Below are 16,534 nucleotides of genomic sequence, written 5' to 3'. Positions count from 1 at the left end.
GGGACGAGCTTAGCGGCTGGAGATCAGGAGTATGCAGCAAGTATTGCACCGGGGCGCTGCAATGATGCAGCACCATGAAGAACCGCTAAATGCGTCCTGGGACGATTTGAAGCTTTTTTTAGCCTGCGCAAAGTTTAAAAGTTTCCGAAATGCCGCCGAAGAGCTCGGGCTCACCTCTACCACGTTGATGCGCAGGGTCGACCGGCTCGAAGAGAGCATCGGCTGCAAGCTTTTCCTGCGCGACCAGAGCGGCCTCACGCTCAGCGACGAAGGCGCCGCGATGATCGCCGACGTCGCACATATGGAGCGTCACGCCTTCAACGTCTTCCGTCGCGCCTCGCGCTCATCCAACGACACGTCGGGCACGGTGCGCGTCGCGGTGACAGAAGGTCCCGGCAATTTCTGGATCCTGCCGCGGCTGATCGATTTCCAGAAGACCTATCGCAAGATCACCGTCGACCTGCGTTGTGCGATGGAGCAGGCCGATGTCGCGCGACTGGAGTCGGACATCGCGATCCAGCTCGAGCCGCCGACCAATTCCGACCTCATTGTCACCAAGCTCGGCCGGCTGCACATTTATCCGTTCGTCTCGGAGGATTATGCGAACCTCTACGGCGTGCCGTCAACGCTCGCCGAATTACCGAGCCACCGCATCATCAAGCAGAGCGCGCCGCAGGTCGACGACAGCGCCTATGCCCGCGTGCTCGGGTTGAAATCGCTGGAAGGCATCGTCGGGATCAAGACCAACTCCTCTGTTGGCGTGCTCTATGCGGTCGAGCGCGGCGCCGGAATCGGCTTCCTGCCGACGGTGGCGATCGCGCTCGGGGCGCCGCTCGTCGCGGTCGACCTCGGCGTCAGCCACCACGCCGATCTCTGGCTCACTTATCACAAAGAGTTCCGCGCCTCCGAGCGGCACAAGGTCGTAGTCGACTGGCTGAAGCAGATCTTCGATCCCAAGACCTATCCCTGCTTCCGCGACGAGTTCATCCATCCGAACGCGCTGGTGCCGATGATGACGTCCGTGCGCGAAGCCTTTGGATTGACGGGCTACGTCGCGCCGACTCCTGCTTAAGCACCGGCGAACGCTACGTCACCACCGATATTCGAAGCCGACCGTGCCCTGGTGCGACGTCAGCTCGTTGCGGAATTTGCCGTCGTAATTGACGTAGAGCCGCGCGGTGTTGGTCAGGCTGAGCGAGGCCGAGGCGCCGGCGTCCAGGCCATAACGGCTCTCGCCAATGCCGGGAACGATGATGTTCTGGGTCCCGAGGCTGACCTGCACCGATCCCAGGTCCTGATAGAAATTATCGACGAACTTGCCGTAGGCCGAGAGGTCCAGAACCTTCTTGTCGACGATGAAGTAGCGCCCGATCTCCGCCCCGATCATGGCGCGTGCGCGAGAGATCGCGCTCGAGCCGACGTTAAGAGGGTCAAGTCCGCCCGCCTCGTGGAACGCCGCGCCGGTCGCCCGCACATATTCAAGCGCGCCCTTGGGCACGATGCGCATCTGATCCTTGGTCCAGTAATAACTGATCTCGGTCAGCGCGCCGTCGACCGAAGCGCGATAGCCCGCCGTCGCGAGGCCGAAACCAGTGTCGCGGCTGGAATGAACCTTGCCGAATCCGTGCACCACTGCGAAGGCCCAGGTCCAGGGGCCCTTGTCGACCGAGCCGTTGAAGCCGACCTGCGTCAGATCGAGCGTCGCCGACTGGAGCGCGACCGGCACGTCGATGTCGGTATGGCTTTGGTCAACGGAAAAGCCGAGGTTGACGCCGGGCGCGATCCGCGCACCGAAGCCGGCAACACCGCCGATCGTCTTGCGCTTGTCGCCGACGAAATCGCCCTGGGCATCGGTCCGGACTGAGATCCCGTAACCCTCGAACCAGGTACGGTAGCGCGGGTCCTGCGCGCTCTCCGACGCGCCACCCCCCTCCGGATTGGTGCGCGAGGCGCGATTGATGCCGCCGGAGGCCTGGTTGCCGAGCCGCTCCAGGAAGTTTGAGCCGACATTGAGCGTGCTGTTGGCCGCCGACTGGTTGTAATTGGTCGATATCGATGTCGGGGTCGGCGTCGGGCTCGGTGTCGGTGTCGGTGTCGGCGACGGTGTAGGCGACGGTGTAGGCGTCGGAGATGCAGCCGGCGTCGGGGTCTGAGCCAAACCTGATGTCGCGGACGTCATCACGACGACCGAAAGGGCGACGGCAACCGCCCGCACGATTCCACGGAGACGATCCAATCCGATCGTCTGCCTTGTTCTGTTGGGCTGCCGATTGCAGCACATGACGAGTAATCCCGAAGCAAAATGGCGGCCGCAAAAAAACAACATGAACGGCGAGCAGGTGCGGCGATTTGTGCTGAACTGCCGCAAGGGGTCAACAGTTTGGCGAGCGATCGCTGGGGGGATTGCTCCGGATTGTGGTTCCGCAGCCACAGGTCCCAAATTGCTGCGGGAGATCTTCGGTGCGGTCTTGAAATTCGCGCGCGGCTTGCTAGCGCGCGGTTTTCGTGTTGGAATACCGCACACAATCGGAATTGGCCGCTCGGCTGTGCGTTTCGCGACAGACTCAAGACTCGAACAGACTTCCGGAAGCCCGTTTGTGACGTGGCACGCGAAAAGCGGCCGCGTCTTTTTAGTATCTAGCGGAGGAGACTAACGATGCCACAAAAGGGCACCGTCAAATGGTTCAACCCGACCAAGGGCTATGGGTTCATCAAGCCGAACGGCGGCGATAAGGACGTGTTCGTCCACATCTCCGCGGTCGAGCGCGCTGGCCTCTCGACCCTGAACGAGAACCAGGTGGTTGAATACGACCTCGTGGAGAACCGCGGCAAATCGTCCGCGGAGAACCTCAAGGTCTCCTGATTCCTCTCAAAGCCCAGCGCGAGAGATCATGACGTTGCCCCCGGCTCTGCCGGGGGATTTTGTTTGAGACGACGAAACGCAGGACGCGCCTCAATTCACCACAGGCGCAATCAGAAAATTCTCGGACGCCTCGCTTCCCGTCGTCTTGCAGACGTCGCCCTCGATCTTGACTTTGCCGCTCGCGAGCAGGCTCAGCGCCGCAGGATAGATGCGGTGCTCGACTTCGATGATGCGCTCCGACAGCGTCTCCGCGGTGTCGTGGTCGCTGACGGGCACGGCGCCCTGCATCACAATCGGGCCGGCATCAGTCTCAGGAATCACGAAGTGCACTGTCGCGCCAGACAACTTGACCCCGGCGCGCAAGGCTTGGCCATGCGGGTCGAGGCCGGGGAATGACGGCAGCAGCGAGGGATGGATGTTGAGCATCCGTCCGTACCAGGCCTTGGTGAATTCGGCGGTGAACAGGCGCATGAAGCCGCCGAGGCAAATCAGCTCGATGCCGTGCTGGTCCAGCGCTGCCTGCAGCACGGCCTCGAAACCAGCGCGGTCCTTGCCGAACGGCTTGCTCTCGATGACCTCGGTCTTCACGCCGGCCGCCTTGGCCCGTTCGAGCCCGAGCGCGTCGGCCTTGTTGGAGACCACCAGCGAAATCTCTGCCGGAAAATCCGGCGCACTTGCTGCCTTGATCAGCGCGGCCATGTTGGAACCGCGACCGGAGATCAGAATGGCGACGCGGCGCTTCATCACAGGGCCAGGTCGAGATGGCCGTTATAGACGACGCGTTCGCCCTCGGCCGGGATCACGGTGCCGAGCAGTGCCACGGTTTCGCCAGCATCGCTGAAGACCTGCGTGACCTGGTCGACCTTGTCGGGCTCGACGATGGCGATCATGCCGATGCCGCAGTTAAAGGTGCGCAGCATCTCCAGTTCGGCGATGCCGGCCTGCGCCGACAGCCATTTGAACACCGGCAGCACCGGCAGGCGCGCGAGGTCGATGCCGACGCCGAGGTGGCTCGGGAGCACGCGCGGGATGTTGTCGGTGAAACCGCCGCCGGTGATGTGGGCAAGCCCCTTCACCGCGCCGGTCTCGCGGATCGCACGCAGGCAGGATTTGACGTAGAGCCGGGTCGGCGTCAGCAGCGCACCGCCAAGGGTCATCACGGGCGCGAACGGCGCCGGCGCCTCGAAGCCGAGGCCGGACTGTTCCACGATCTTGCGCACCAGCGAGAAGCCATTGGAATGCACGCCCGAGGAAGCAAGGCCGATCACTGCATCGCCGGCGGCGATGTCCTTGCGGGGCAACAGCGTGCCACGTTCGGCGGCGCCCACGGCAAAGCCGCCGAGATCATAGTCGCCATCCCTGTAGAGGCCGGGCATTTCGGCAGTCTCGCCACCGATCAGGGCGCAGCCGGATTCGCGGCAGCCTTCGGCGACGCCGGCGACGATTGCGGCCGTGGCCTCGGGGTCGAGCTTGCCGCAGGCAAAATAGTCCAGGAAGAACAGCGGCTCGGCGCCCTGCACCACGAGGTCGTTGACGCTCATGGCGACGAGATCGATGCCGATTCCGCCGTGCAGGCCGGTCTCGATTGCGATCTTGACCTTGGTGCCGACGCCGTCCGTGGCCGCCACCAGGACGGGATCCCTAAAACCGGCCGCCTTGAGGTCGAACAGACCGCCGAATCCGCCGATCTCGGCGTCGGCGCCGGGCCGTGCGGTGGCGCGCACCATCGGCTTGATCAGATCGACCAGGCGGTTGCCCGCGTCGATATCGACGCCTGAATCGGCGTAAGTGAGGCCGTTTTTGCGGTCGGTCATGCCCGATTTCCAGTGGGTTTGCGGCTGGTTACGTCGAATTCCGGGGACGCGCAATGGCAAGCGTGGCGCCCCGCCCTATACTATGTAGAGATATCAACCGGTTCAGCCTCTTTAGAGGCGGGATTCAAAGTCAGGTCGGGTGCCGGGAAGCGCCGTGTGAGTATTCCGAACATCATTACCCTGGGCCGCATCATGCTGGTCCCCATCATCGTCTGGGCCATCGTATCGAGCCAAATGGAGGTGGCGTTCGCCGTCTTCCTCATCGCGGGTGTCAGCGACGCTGTGGACGGTTTCCTCGCCAAGCGATTCAATATGTCCAGTGAACTCGGTGCCCTGCTCGATCCGCTGGCTGACAAGGCCTTGCTGGTCTCAATCTACCTGTCGCTCGGGATCTGGGGAGATATTCCGCGCTGGATCGTGATTCTGGTGGTGTCGCGCGACATCATGATTGTCGCTGCGGTGATCGTATCCTGGCTGTTCGACAAGCCGGTCGAGATGAAGCCGTCGAAAGTGTCGAAGCTCAATACAGTAGCCCAGGTGGCCTATGCGGCATTGGTGCTGGCTGCCCTCGCTTTCGGCTTCAAAGCGGGCCCATATGATATAGTTCTGATGGGTCTGGTCACGGTGTTCACGCTGTCCTCCGTGTCGCTCTATCTCGTCGAGTGGCTGCGGCACATGAGCACGATCGAAGCCCGATGAACCGGGATGCGGCCCCGCAAAAGGCCAACTCCCCGTCGATCAAGTCGAACCTTATCAGGCAAGGCCGGTGCGCCGGCACGGAGCAAGAAGCGTGGCAGGCCGCGTTCACCCCCGACAATTGGCGTTTTCGCTTCCGCATGCGGAAAGCCTCAGCCGGGACAATTTTCTCGAGGGCCCCGCCAATGCTGCCGGTCTCGCTCTGATCGACAGCTGGCCGGAATGGCCGAGCCGGATCATGTGGCTCGCCGGCCCCGAAGGCTCTGGCAAGAGCCATCTGGCTGCGATCTGGGCCGAGGTATCAGGCGCCCGCTCGACCATGGCCAATGCGCTGACCCCAGCCAGCGTCCCCGGCGCGCTCGCGACCGGCGCGCTGGTGGTTGAGGATCTCAAGGCCAAAGACTTCGACGAGCGCGCCCTCTTCCATTTGATGAACCTTGCCCGTGAGGACGGCGCCTTTGTGCTTTTCACCGGGCGCGAGGCACCGGCGGCACTGGAGGTGGATCTCCGTGACCTGCGCTCCCGCCTGCGGACCATTCCGATGGTTTCGCTGGCGCCACCCGACGACCAGCTGTTCCGCGGTCTGATCGTCAAATTCTGCGCCGACCGCCAGCTCAGCGTGGACGAAACCGTGGTGAGCTATCTCGCGACCCGGCTGGAGCGCTCCTCGGCCGCCGCCCGGCGGGCCGTGGAACTGCTCGACAGCGAGGCGCTGCGCCTCAGCCGCCCTGTCACCCGGGCGCTCGCCGCCGAGCTGCTACGGGACGTCTGAATACCACGCTCCCTCAGGCCCGCTTGACGCAATGCCGCGGCGGAACATCAATGTCATCGAAACGTCATCGCACTAACACATGCTCCGGCCGGTTTTGCGCTTAAGTCGCAAAGAGGGGCAATTTTGATGGACCGACTTCTCATGGACTCCGCGCAAGCTATTGAAACAAAAGAGAAAGCCACGGAGACCGAGGGCCTGCCGGCGATCGCCTCGAGCCCGGAGCGCTTCATCAATCGCGAGCTGTCCTGGTTGCATTTCAACCGGCGCGTTTTGGAGGAATCGGTCAACCCCAGCCACCCCATGCTGGAGCGGGTGCGATTCCTGTCGATTTCGGCAAATAACCTCGACGAGTTCTTCATGGTTCGCGTGGCCGGCATCAAGGCCCAGGTGCGCGAGGGCATTGCCGAGCGGGCACCCGATGGCCTGACCCCGTCCGAGCAGCTCGCATTGATCAACCGCACTGTCTCCCAGCTCGCCTCCGATCAGCAGGCCATCTGGCGCGACCTGCGTGGCACGCTGGCCGAAGTCGGCATCGTGCTGGTCGACGGCAAGGACGTCAGCAAGGCGGAACGGACCTGGCTCGAGGACTATTTCCTCAACAACGTGTTCCCGCTGCTGACACCGCTGGCGATTGATCCGGCTCACCCCTTCCCGTTCATCCCGAGCCTCGGCTTCACCATCGCGCTCCAGCTCACGCGCGAGGCCGACGGCAAGCCGATGAACGCACTGATCCGCATGCCCGGCAAGATCGACCGCTTCATCCGCCTGCCGGCCGAAGGCAAGGTCCGCTTGATCTCGCTTGAGCAGGCCACCAGCCTGTTCATCAACCGCCTGTTCCCCGGCTACAGTCTCCACGGTCAGGGCGCCTTCCGCATCATCCGCGACTCCGAGCTCGAAATCGAAGAAGAGGCCGAAGACCTCGTCCGCCTGTTCGAGACCGCACTGAAGCGCCGCCGCCGCGGATCGGTGATCCGGCTCGAGATCGACGCCAAGATGCCGGAGGAGCTGCGCAGCTTCGTGCAGCACGCGCTGTCCGCGGCCGACGACGAGGCGTTTCTCGTCGACGGCGTGCTCGCCATGAACGAACTGTCACAGCTGACCCGGCTTGATCGGCCAGACCTCGAATTCACCCCTTACGTGCCGCGCCACCCGGAGCGCGTGCGCGAACATGGCGGCGACATTTTCGCCGCTATCAGGCAGAAGGACCTGATTGTCCATCATCCCTACGAATCCTTCGACGTCGTGGTGCAGTTCCTGCAACAGGCCGCGCGCGATCCCGACGTCGTCGCGATCAAGCAGACGCTCTACCGGACCTCGAACAACTCGCCGATCGTCCGCGCGCTGGCGGAAGCGGCAGAAGCCGGCAAGTCCGTCACCGCGCTGATCGAATTGAAGGCGCGCTTCGACGAAGAGGCCAACATCCGCTGGGCGCGCGATCTCGAACGCGCCGGCGTGCAGGTCGTCTACGGTTTCCTGGAATTGAAGACGCACGCGAAGCTCTCGATGGTGGTGCGCCGCGAGGGCGGCAGCCTCGCCACTTACGTCCATACCGGCACCGGCAATTACCACCCGGTGACCGCGCGCATTTACACCGACCTCTCCTACTTCACCTCGGAACCGACCATCGGCCGCGACGCCGCGCGCGTGTTCAACTTCATCACCGGCTACGCCGCGCCCAGCGATCTGGAAAAGATGGCCGTGTCGCCGCTGACCTTGCGCAAGCGCATCATCGAGCACATCCAGGGCGAGACCGAGCACGCGCGTCACGGCAAGCCCGGCGCGGTCTGGATGAAGATGAATGCGCTCGTTGACCCCGACATCATCGACGCGCTCTATGAGGCCTCGCAGGCCGGCGTTCAGGTCGAGCTCGTGGTGCGCGGTATCTGCTGCCTCAGGCCTGGTATTCCCGGCCTGTCGGAGAACATCCGCGTCAAGTCGATCATCGGGCGTTTCCTCGAACACGGCCGAATCTACTGCTTCGGCATGGGCCAGGGCCTGCCGAGCGCCAAAGCGGCTGTGTATATCTCGTCGGCCGATATGATGCCGCGCAACCTCGACCGCCGCGTCGAGGTGCTGTGTCCGTTGCAAAATCCCACGGTGCATCAGCAGGTTCTCGAACAAATCATGGTCGCGAATTTGAAGGATAATGAGCAGAGCTGGCAATTGTTGCCGGACGGGTCTTCAACGCGTATGAAAGCCGCGAAGGGCGAGGAGCCCTTCAACGTGCACAACTACTTCATGACAAATCCGAGTCTGTCTGGCCGTGGAAAGTCGCTCAAGGAATCCTCGCCGCGGCGCCTCACCCGCCGGAACGAACGCCATCAGTCCTGACCGGAGATTCTTGCCGTGAAACGGCCGCGCAAGCGTGGCGCTAGCGTCGCGGTCATCGACATCGGCTCCAACTCGGTTCGTCTCGTCGTCTACGAGGCGCTGGCGCGGAGCCTGATTCCGATCTTCAACGAGAAGACGCTGTGCGGCCTCGGGCGAGAGGTGCAGAGCACGGGCCTGCTTGCGCCCGACGCCGTCGACAAGGCGCTGACGTCGCTGAAGCGTTTCCGCGCCCTGTGCCGAGTGATGCAGGTCGGACGCGTGTTCGCGATCGCAACTGCCGCCTGCCGTGACGCCACCAATGGTCCCGACTTCATCGCGAAAGCCGAGCGCATCTGCGCCGTGAAAATCGAGATTCTGTCGGGGCCGCGCGAAGCAAGACTGTCGGCGCTCGGCGTCATCTCGGGCGTTCACAATCCCGACGGCGTCGTCGGCGATCTCGGCGGCGGCTCGCTCGAATTGATCGACGTGCGCAGGAACAGCGTGCGTAGCGGCGTGACGCTGCCGCTCGGCGGTCTCGCGCTTCAGGACCTCGCCCACAAGTCGCTCAAGCGCGCCGACCGCATCGTACGCGAGGCGCTCGACGAAGTGCCGCAGCTCACGGCCGGCCGCGGCCGCACCTTCTACGCCGTCGGCGGCACCTGGCGCGCGCTGGCGCGCATCCACATCATCCAGAGCGGATATCCACTCCAGGTGATGCACGGCTATTCGATTCCGGCAGCAGAGGCGCTGGATTTTGCCCGCCGGCTGCGGCGCCTCGCCGCCGCCGACATGCTCGCCGACATCGAGGTCGTCGCCGATGCGCGGCGCCCTCTCCTCACCTATGCAGCGCTCGTGCTCGAGCACATTATCCGCGTCGCCAAACCCAAGACCATCGTGTTCTCGACCTTCGGCGTGCGCGAGGGCCTGCTGCACGAGAAGCTGCCGGAGTCCGAGCGCAGCAAGGACGGCCTGATTTGCGCTGCCGAGGAGCTGAACCAGCTTCTGTCACGCTCGGCGCAGCACGCGCGCGAGCTGATCGCCTGGACCGATCGGCTGGCGCGCGTCGTGAAGCTGCGCGAGACCGACGAGGATCGGCGGCTGCGCCACACCGCCTGTCTGCTGTCCGATATCGGCTGGCGCGTCCACCCCGATCATCGCGGCGAGCAGACGCTGAGCCTCGTGGTCAACGCCAATTTCGGCGCGATCGATCACCGCGAACGCGCGTTCGTCGGACTGTCGGTGTTCTATCGCTATGCGGGCCTCAGCGAAGAGAACCAGCCGCCGCTGACCATGCAGGAATTGCTGACGCCGGCGCAACTCGAACGCACCCGCCTGTTAGGCGCGGCATTCCGCGTCGCGCACCTGATCTCGGCCGCGCGCCCGGGCGTGCTGCCGGCCACGCATTTCCGCAGCCAGAGCCGCAATCTGATGCTGGTGTTCGAGCACAGGCTCGGCGATCTCGTCGCCGACCGCGTCGGCAGCCGCTTCAAGCAGCTCGCCCGCCTGATCGGACGGTCGGGCTCGATCGTCAGACGCTGAGCAGCTGCATTCTGTCGCAGAACCGACGCCGGTTGATGCAGATCAACTCGACCGCGTCGTGCCGGACTAACGTGCCGCCACGTTGTTTCGGACCACTTCTGCCATGCAATTCCAACCTGGGCTTCGCTTCCCGATCCGCGGTCGGAAAATGGCTGCCTGCGTCCTGTTCGCGCTCGCCTTTGGCTTTTCGCCCGCGGCGTTTGGAGCGCAGGACGAGATCAAGCTGAGCCAGCCGCAGGCGCATAATCTTGGCGTACGCGTCGCTCATCCGATCCCGAGCAGGACCGACCTGACGCTGCCATACCCCGTCCAGGTCGTGATCCCCACGCCGCAATTGTGGGTCGTCAGCGCCCCTGTGGCCGGCATGGTCGCCAGCCTCCCGGTCGGCCGCGGCGATCGCGTCTCCGCGGGCCAGCCGCTGGTCATCCTCGAAAGCCCAAGCTTCGTCTCCCAGCAGCGCGACTACCTGCACGCGATTGCGCAGGAGCAGCTGGCAACACAGCAGCTCAAGCGCAACACGGACCTGTTCGACGGCAAGGCCGTGCCGCAACGCGTGCTCGAGGCGAGCCAGGCTGAGGCCCGCCAGGCCGCGCTGGTGGTCGCCGAACGCCGGCAGATGCTGCGCCTGAGCGGAATGTCCGACGAAGCAATTTCGCGGCTGGTCGAGGAAACCGCGATCAGCGCCACGCTGACGGTCAATGCGCCGCAGGCCGCATCCGTGGTCGACCTCGTGGTATCGCCGGGGCAGCGGCTCGAACAATCCGCACCGCTGGTCAAGCTGGCGCGGCTGTCACCGCTCTGGGCCGAAATCGCGGTTCCCGCGGCAAGCATTCGAGCGGTCCGCGTCGGCGCGAAAGTCGAGATCGAGGGCTATTCCAGACCCGGCAAGGTCGTGTTGGTCTCCGAGACGATCGATCCCGCCACCCAGACCGTCCTGGTCCGCGCGGAAGTCCCGAATGACGGCGAGCTGCATCCCGGGCAGACGGCCGCCGCTCGCATCGGCTTTCTCTCCGTCGGCGAAAGCGCCTGGGAGATTCCTTATGCCGGTCTCGTCCGTCGAGGTGAGCAGACGTCGGTCTTCGTTGCTTTCGACGGCGGCTTCCGGCTTGTTCCGGTCGCGCTCCTTGCCGAAGACCAGGATCATGTCGTGGTATCCGGCCCGATCACCGACCGCGACGAGATCGCGATCGGCGGCATCTCGGCGCTCCGCGGCATTCTCTCCGGGCTGGGGCAATAAATGCTCCGGCGCCTGGTCGCATTCGCGCTTTCGCAGCGGCTGTTCGTCGTGCTGAGCGTGCTGCTGTTGATCGGCGCCGGTGCCGTCCTGTTGCCCGGCCTGCCGATCGATGCGTTCCCCGACGTTTCGCCGGTGCAGGTCAAGATCATCATGAAGGCGCCGGGCCTCACCCCCGAAGAGGTCGAGCAGCGCATCACGGTGCCCGTCGAGCTCGAGTTGCTCGGACTGCCGAACAAGAAGATCCTGCGTTCGACCACGAAATACGCACTGGCCGATATCACCGTGGATTTCGAAGACGGCACCGACATCTATTGGGCGCGCAACCAGGTTTCGGAGCGGCTATCGAACATCTCGCGCGATTTCCCTGACGGGGTGAGCGGCGGTCTTGCCCCGATCACAAGCCCCCTCGGCGAAATGTTCATGTTCACGATCGACAGCGACGAGCTTTCGCTCGCGGAGCGTCGCACCCTGCTCGACTGGGTGATCCGACCGGCCCTGCGTACGGTCTCCGGCGTTGCGGACGTCAACGCGCTGGGCGGTTACGTGCGCGCCTTCGAGATCATTCCGCGCAACGACGCGCTGGCTGCCCGTGGCATATCCTCCGACCTGTTTCGCCGGGCGATCGAAGCCAACAGCCGCAACGACGGCGCCGGGCGGGTGAACCAGGGTGAAGACAGCGCCCTGGTGCGGATCGAAGGCAGCATCCGCTCGATCGACGATATCAAGGCCATCGTTGTGGACACGCGCGAGGGGGTGCCGATCCTCGTCAATGACGTGGCGAGCGTCAAAGTCGGGACGCTGACACGCTATGGCGCAGTCACGTCGAACGGGCGCGGCGAAACCGTCGAGGGGCTCGTGCTCGGTTTGCGCGGCGCCAATGCGGGGCAGCTGGTCCGCGATGTGCGGGCCCGCCTTGCGGAGCTGCAACCCTCGCTGCCGAAGAGCGTTTCGATCAACGTGTTCTACGACCGCAGCCGTCTGGTCGATCGCGCTGTTGGGACTGTCGTGCGAGCGCTCGGCGAGGCCACGGCGCTCGTCATCGTGCTCCTGCTGCTTTTCCTCGGCAACTGGCGGGCCTCGCTCGTAATCGCTCTCAGCCTGCCGCTCGCCATCGTCATTGCCCTGATCGTCATGCGGGTGGTGGGAATGTCGGCGAACCTGATGAGCCTGGGCGGACTTGCGATCGCGATCGGCATGTTGATCGACGCGCTGGTCGTCGTGGTCGAGAACATCGTCGGCAACCTCGGCAAGCACGAATCCGTCAAGTCGGCACCGCTGATCCACCTGATCTACCGCTCGGTTTGCGAAGTGCTGGAGCCGGTGGCCTCGGGCGTCCTCATCATCATCATCGTGTTCGTTCCCCTGCTGACCCTGCAGGGATTGGAGGGAAAGCTGTTCATCCCGGTTGCGCTGGCGATCATTTTCGCGCTCGCCGGCTCGCTGCTGCTGGCGCTCACGGTGATTCCGGTCGCGACGTCCTTCCTGCTCAAATCTGCCTCGCATCGCGATCCCCTGATCGTTCGTGTGGCCCAGCGCGTCTATGCGCCGGCGCTGAACTGGGCCTTGCGCAACGAGCGCAAGGTGATGGCTGCGGCGCTGATCGCTCTGCTCGCCGCAGGCTTTGCCTATGCAAAGCTCGGCAAAACCTTCATGCCGACGATGGACGAAGGCGACGTCATCGTCAGCGTGGAGACGCTTCCCTCGGTCAATCTCGACGAATCGCTTGCCATGAACAGGAGGCTGCAGGCCGCGCTGCTCGCAGTTCCTGACATTGCCGGGATCGTCGCACGGACCGGGTCCGACGAGCTGGGCCTCGATCCCATGGGGCCCAATCAGACTGACACGTTCCTCGTGCTGAAGCCGGCTGCCGAGAGACAGGCCGACGATCGAGAGGCCCTGCTGCAGAAACTACGCGAGGTTCTCTCCGGCTTTCCCGGCATCTCGCTCAGCTTCACCCAACCCATCGACATGCGCGTGCAGGAGATGATCAGCGGCGTGCGTGGCGATGTCGCAGTCAAGATCTTCGGTCCTGACATCGCCCGGCTGAACGAAGCCGCGGCAAAGCTGTCGGCCATCCTGTCCGGCATCGACGGTGCCGAGGACGTCTACACCACGCTCAACGAAGGCGCTCAATACTATACGGTTTCCGTCAATCGAATGGAGGCGGGCCGTCTCGGCCTGACGGTTGACGCCATCGCCAATTCGCTGCGCACTCAAATCGAGGGGCGAACGATCGGAACCGCACTCGAGGAAGGACGCCGCACTCCCATTCTCGTCCGGGGCGGCCAGACGACCAGAGAGGCGCCGTCGCTGCTCGCGAGCCTTCCGCTGACGCTCGCATCGGGGCAACATGTCGCGCTGTCGCAGGTTGCCCGAATTCAACGCGTGGACGGTCCGGTCAAGATTGATCGCGAAGATGGTGCTCGCATGAGCGTCGTCCGGGCCAACGTCCGCGGCCGTGACATGGTCGGCTTCGTCGAAGCGGCCCGCCAGAAGGTCACGGCGGAACTGCAGCTTCCGGACGGCTATCGGCTGACGTGGGGTGGACAGTTCGAGAACCAGCAACGTGCCTCTGCACGTCTTTCGGTCGTCGTCCCCGTCGCGATCGGCCTGATTTTCGTCCTGCTCTTCACCACGTTCGGCGCCATTCGCCAGGCCTTGCTCGTGCTCGTGAACATTCCCTTCGCCCTGATCGGCGGCGTCTTCGCCCTGGTCGTCACGGGCGAGTACCTGTCGGTGCCGGCCTCGGTCGGGTTCATCGCGCTGCTCGGGATTGCCGTCCTCAACGGCGTGGTCCTGGTCTCCTACTTCAATCAACTGCGTGCCCACGGCCTGAGCGAGCATCGTATCGTCGTCGAAGGCGCCATGCGCCGGCTGCGGCCGGTGCTGATGACCGCGAGCATCACGGCGCTTGGTCTGATCCCGCTGCTGTTTGCCTCGGGTCCGGGGTCCGAGGTGCAGCGTCCGCTTGCCGTCGTCGTGATCGGAGGGCTGTTGTCCTCCACGGTCTTGACCCTGATCCTCCTGCCGATCCTGTACCGCCGCTATGGCGGCACGTCGAAGGTGGCCAAATGACCGACCAGCAGGTCTGCCTCACGTTGATCGTGCCGCATCGGCTCCGTGAAGAGGTGTTCGACTATCTCGCCGAACAAAGCGACCTTGTCTCGGGCTTCACGGCGTCGCACGCCGCCGGCCACGGCGGCGAAGTCCGACTGCACACGGCCGCCGAGCGCGTCCAGGGCCACGCCGATCAAGCCATGGTCCAGGTCATACTGCTGCGGGATGATGCCACCCGCCTGCTCGGCCGGCTTCGGGTTTCGTTTGCTGGAACCAGGCTCGTCTATTGGGCGACGCCCGTGACGGAATTCGGCATCATCGACTGAACGATCAACCTTCAGCCGACGCCTTGGCGTGCTGTTCGGAGGCCTCGAGCGCAGCCGCGCTAAGGCTGCGTCGGCGCCAGATTGAGCCGACCAAGAGCACGATGACGACGCCGAGCGCGGCGCAGAGATATTCGCTCCCTGGTCCGCCATGGGCGAATTGCGCAGGGATGTGCAGGCTGCCGAGCATCTTGTCCAGCAAAGCGCCGAACGGTCCCTCGGCCAGCGAATGCAGTTTCGGCGCGATACCGGGATCGGTCGCGATCACCTCGCCCGCGATCCAGCCGAGCAGCGCCGCACCGGCCCAGACCAGGATCGGCAGCTTCGAGAGCAGCGCCATGATCAGCGCCGCGCCGGCGACGATCAGCGGCACGCTGATGGCAAGCCCGAGCACCAGAAGCGGCGCGCTGCCATTGGCGGCGGCTGCCACCGCAATGACGTTGTCCAGGCTCATGATGATGTCGGCGACGACGACGATCTGCACCGCCTGCCACAGTTGCGAGGCCGACTCGACGTCGTCCTCGTCCTCGTTTTCCGGCACCAGCAGCTTTGCCGCGATCACGATCAACGCAAGGCCGCCGACAAGCTTGAGGTACGGCAGCCCCATCAGACTCGCGACGATGCCTGTGAAGATGATCCGCAGCAGCACCGCGGCGCCGGCGCCGAACACCATACCCCACAGCCGGTGCCGCGGCTTCAGGCCGCGGCAGGCGAGCGCGATCACCAGCGCGTTGTCGCCGGACAGCAAGACGTTGATCCAGATGATCTTGCCGACCGCAATCCAGAAGGTCGGTTCGGCCATCTCACTGCGGAACTGGGCGAAGAATGCTCCGATCGTGGCGGGATCGAAGATCTGCCAGAGCCAGTTCACAATCAGTCCTTTCGCCCCGTCGATTCAATCTATCGGACTTTAGCCGACGATCTCGTTGCCCGAGAAGAACTGCGCGATCTCGATCGCGGCGGTCTCCGGAGCGTCAGAGCCATGCGCGGAGTTCTCGCCGATCGACTTGGCGTAGAGCTTGCGGATAGTGCCGTCAGCCGCCTTGGACGGATCGGTGGCACCCATGACGTCGCGATATTTGGCGACGGCGTTCTCGCCTTCCAGCACCTGGACCACGACCGGGCCGGAGGTCATGAACTCGACGAGCTCGCCGAAGAACGGACGCGCCTTGTGGACCGCGTAGAAGGTCTCGGCCTGCTCCTTGGTCATGCGGATGCGCTTCTGCGCCACGATGCGCAGGCCCGCCTTCTCAATCACGGCGTTCACGGCGCCGGTCAGGTTGCGCGCGGTCGCGTCGGGCTTGATGATCGAGAAAGTGCGTTCGATGGCCATGATCTTGTCCTTGAAGAGAAAAACAGGTGGTTCGGAGTTGCCGGGCTTATATCGGCGCCTTCGCGATCCGGCAAGCGAGCGCCGCAGCGGCCGCGCGGGCGCTTCGCCGCAGGCCAAGCCCCGACGAATTCCAACATGGATTACAACGATTTCACCCAGATGAACCCAATCTGAAGGCCGCGTCAGGGTTTGGTTCAGCCTCGCTGGCGTAACCTCAGGTCCATCGAAACCAAAGCCTCCCTCCCGAGGCGGATCGTTTCGGCGGCCTTTCCATCGACGCGACAACCCCGCGCCGGCAGTTTTGAGGAGATCACCATGTTGAGGAAACTTTCGCTCGCTGCAGTCGCCGCGGTCGCCCTGGGTGCCGCGCTGGCCCCCACCTCTGCCTCCGCTCACTGGCATGGTGGCTGGGGCTGGCACGGCGGTTGGGGCGGCTGGCATCATGGCTATGGCTACGGCTGGGGCGGTCCGCGCTTCTATGCTGCGCCCGTCGCTTACGGTTACGGCGGCTGCTATGTGCGCCGGCTGGTCCCGACCCCCTGGGGACCCCGCTGGCGCCTGATCAACCGCTGCTATTGAGTCGCCAAACA

At 64.2% G+C, this 16,534-nt stretch carries 15 protein-coding genes; 10 read left to right on the top strand and 5 right to left on the bottom strand.

The window, feature by feature from the left end; genetic code table 11:
- The first annotated feature begins 31 nt into the window (after window positions 1–31).
- A complete protein-coding gene (locus tag XH88_RS04260) occupies window positions 32–1,072 on the top strand; it encodes a LysR family transcriptional regulator (protein WP_271614149.1) in 1,041 nt (346 codons plus the stop codon).
- Between the two features lie 18 nt (window positions 1,073–1,090).
- On the opposite strand, the gene XH88_RS04255 is transcribed toward XH88_RS04260, so the two are convergent.
- Window positions 1,091–2,281: an autotransporter outer membrane beta-barrel domain-containing protein gene (locus XH88_RS04255; protein ID WP_271614148.1), complete on the bottom strand. Its 1,191-nt coding sequence runs from the start codon at window positions 2,279–2,281 to the stop codon at window positions 1,091–1,093.
- Between the two features lie 375 nt (window positions 2,282–2,656).
- Here XH88_RS04255 and XH88_RS04250 point away from each other — a divergent pair, with 375 nt between their 5' ends.
- Window positions 2,657–2,863, top strand: coding sequence for a cold-shock protein (locus XH88_RS04250; protein WP_008551638.1), 207 nt, complete (start codon window positions 2,657–2,659; stop codon window positions 2,861–2,863).
- A 90-nt stretch (window positions 2,864–2,953) separates the two neighbouring features.
- On the opposite strand, the gene purN is transcribed toward XH88_RS04250, so the two are convergent.
- Window positions 2,954–3,607, bottom strand: a complete 654-nt coding sequence (purN, locus tag XH88_RS04245) for a phosphoribosylglycinamide formyltransferase (protein ID WP_271614147.1) — start codon at window positions 3,605–3,607, stop codon at window positions 2,954–2,956.
- Window positions 3,607–4,677 carry a phosphoribosylformylglycinamidine cyclo-ligase gene (gene purM, locus XH88_RS04240; protein WP_271614146.1) on the bottom strand — a complete coding sequence of 357 codons (1,071 nt, stop codon included), beginning with the start codon at window positions 4,675–4,677 and terminating at the stop codon, window positions 3,607–3,609. Before purM ends, purN begins: the two co-directional genes overlap by 1 nt.
- Before the next feature lie 156 nt (window positions 4,678–4,833).
- On the opposite strand from purM, the gene XH88_RS04235 reads away from it, so the two are divergent.
- The 7 genes from XH88_RS04235 (at window position 4,834) to XH88_RS04205 (ending at window position 14,614) form a co-directional block, all read left to right on the top strand.
- Window positions 4,834–5,376, top strand: a complete 543-nt coding sequence (locus XH88_RS04235; RefSeq protein ID WP_271614145.1) for a CDP-alcohol phosphatidyltransferase family protein — start codon at window positions 4,834–4,836, stop codon at window positions 5,374–5,376.
- A gap of 91 nt (window positions 5,377–5,467) precedes the next feature.
- Complete coding sequence (locus XH88_RS04230) at window positions 5,468–6,145, top strand: DnaA ATPase domain-containing protein (RefSeq protein WP_271614144.1); 678 nt, start codon at window positions 5,468–5,470, stop codon at window positions 6,143–6,145.
- A 141-nt stretch (window positions 6,146–6,286) separates the two neighbouring features.
- Window positions 6,287–8,476 carry an RNA degradosome polyphosphate kinase gene (locus tag XH88_RS04225; protein ID WP_271614361.1) on the top strand — a complete coding sequence of 730 codons (2,190 nt, stop codon included), beginning with the start codon at window positions 6,287–6,289 and terminating at the stop codon, window positions 8,474–8,476.
- A gap of 15 nt (window positions 8,477–8,491) precedes the next feature.
- Window positions 8,492–9,994 (top strand): exopolyphosphatase, encoded by a 1,503-nt coding sequence (gene ppx / locus XH88_RS04220; protein ID WP_271614143.1) that lies wholly within the window; start codon window positions 8,492–8,494, stop codon window positions 9,992–9,994.
- 148 nt (window positions 9,995–10,142) lie between these two features.
- Window positions 10,143–11,231, top strand: a complete 1,089-nt coding sequence (locus XH88_RS04215) for an efflux RND transporter periplasmic adaptor subunit (protein ID WP_271614142.1) — start codon at window positions 10,143–10,145, stop codon at window positions 11,229–11,231.
- Window positions 11,232–14,306: an efflux RND transporter permease subunit gene (locus tag XH88_RS04210; RefSeq protein ID WP_271614141.1), complete on the top strand. Its 3,075-nt coding sequence runs from the start codon at window positions 11,232–11,234 to the stop codon at window positions 14,304–14,306.
- Window positions 14,303–14,614 (top strand): DUF3240 family protein, encoded by a 312-nt coding sequence (locus XH88_RS04205; protein WP_271614140.1) that lies wholly within the window; start codon window positions 14,303–14,305, stop codon window positions 14,612–14,614. The genes XH88_RS04210 and XH88_RS04205 overlap by 4 nt, the downstream gene beginning before the upstream one ends.
- A 4-nt stretch (window positions 14,615–14,618) precedes the next feature.
- Here the strand turns inward: XH88_RS04205 and XH88_RS04200 are convergent, their stop codons facing one another.
- A complete protein-coding gene (locus tag XH88_RS04200; RefSeq protein ID WP_271614139.1) occupies window positions 14,619–15,482 on the bottom strand; it encodes a TerC family protein in 864 nt (287 codons plus the stop codon).
- A gap of 39 nt (window positions 15,483–15,521) precedes the next feature.
- On the bottom strand, window positions 15,522–15,944 hold the full coding sequence (gene ndk, locus XH88_RS04195) for a nucleoside-diphosphate kinase (protein WP_092294601.1): 423 nt from the start codon (window positions 15,942–15,944) through the stop codon (window positions 15,522–15,524).
- A 315-nt stretch (window positions 15,945–16,259) separates the two neighbouring features.
- Between ndk and XH88_RS04190 the strand changes: the two genes are divergently transcribed.
- The gene (locus XH88_RS04190) at window positions 16,260–16,523 is read left to right on the top strand and encodes a sulfur globule protein precursor (RefSeq protein WP_128965854.1); all 264 of its coding nucleotides are present in this window, start codon (window positions 16,260–16,262) and stop codon (window positions 16,521–16,523) included.
- Window positions 16,524–16,534: the final 11 nt, after the last annotated feature.

The organism is Bradyrhizobium sp. CCBAU 51627 (assembly GCF_028128765.1).
Classification (GTDB): Bacteria; Pseudomonadota; Alphaproteobacteria; order Rhizobiales; family Xanthobacteraceae; genus Bradyrhizobium.
This window is presented reverse-complemented; position numbering and strand designations above follow the sequence as displayed.

What these genes read in the sequence shown, in the direction of transcription:
- XH88_RS04260 (WP_271614149.1), top strand. Translation starts at nt 32, where the DNA reads ATGCAGCAAGTATTGCACCGGGGCGCTGCAATGATGCAGCACCATGAA.
- XH88_RS04255 (WP_271614148.1), bottom strand. Translation starts at nt 2,281, where the DNA reads ATGTGCTGCAATCGGCAGCCCAACAGAACAAGGCAGACGATCGGATTG.
- XH88_RS04250 (WP_008551638.1), top strand. Translation starts at nt 2,657, where the DNA reads ATGCCACAAAAGGGCACCGTCAAATGGTTCAACCCGACCAAGGGCTAT.
- purN (WP_271614147.1), bottom strand. Translation starts at nt 3,607, where the DNA reads ATGAAGCGCCGCGTCGCCATTCTGATCTCCGGTCGCGGTTCCAACATG.
- purM (WP_271614146.1), bottom strand. Translation starts at nt 4,677, where the DNA reads ATGACCGACCGCAAAAACGGCCTCACTTACGCCGATTCAGGCGTCGAT.
- XH88_RS04225 (WP_271614361.1), top strand. Translation starts at nt 6,287, where the DNA reads ATGGACTCCGCGCAAGCTATTGAAACAAAAGAGAAAGCCACGGAGACC.
- XH88_RS04215 (WP_271614142.1), top strand. Translation starts at nt 10,143, where the DNA reads ATGGCTGCCTGCGTCCTGTTCGCGCTCGCCTTTGGCTTTTCGCCCGCG.
- XH88_RS04210 (WP_271614141.1), top strand. Translation starts at nt 11,232, where the DNA reads ATGCTCCGGCGCCTGGTCGCATTCGCGCTTTCGCAGCGGCTGTTCGTC.
- XH88_RS04205 (WP_271614140.1), top strand. Translation starts at nt 14,303, where the DNA reads ATGACCGACCAGCAGGTCTGCCTCACGTTGATCGTGCCGCATCGGCTC.
- ndk (WP_092294601.1), bottom strand. Translation starts at nt 15,944, where the DNA reads ATGGCCATCGAACGCACTTTCTCGATCATCAAGCCCGACGCGACCGCG.
- XH88_RS04190 (WP_128965854.1), top strand. Translation starts at nt 16,260, where the DNA reads ATGTTGAGGAAACTTTCGCTCGCTGCAGTCGCCGCGGTCGCCCTGGGT.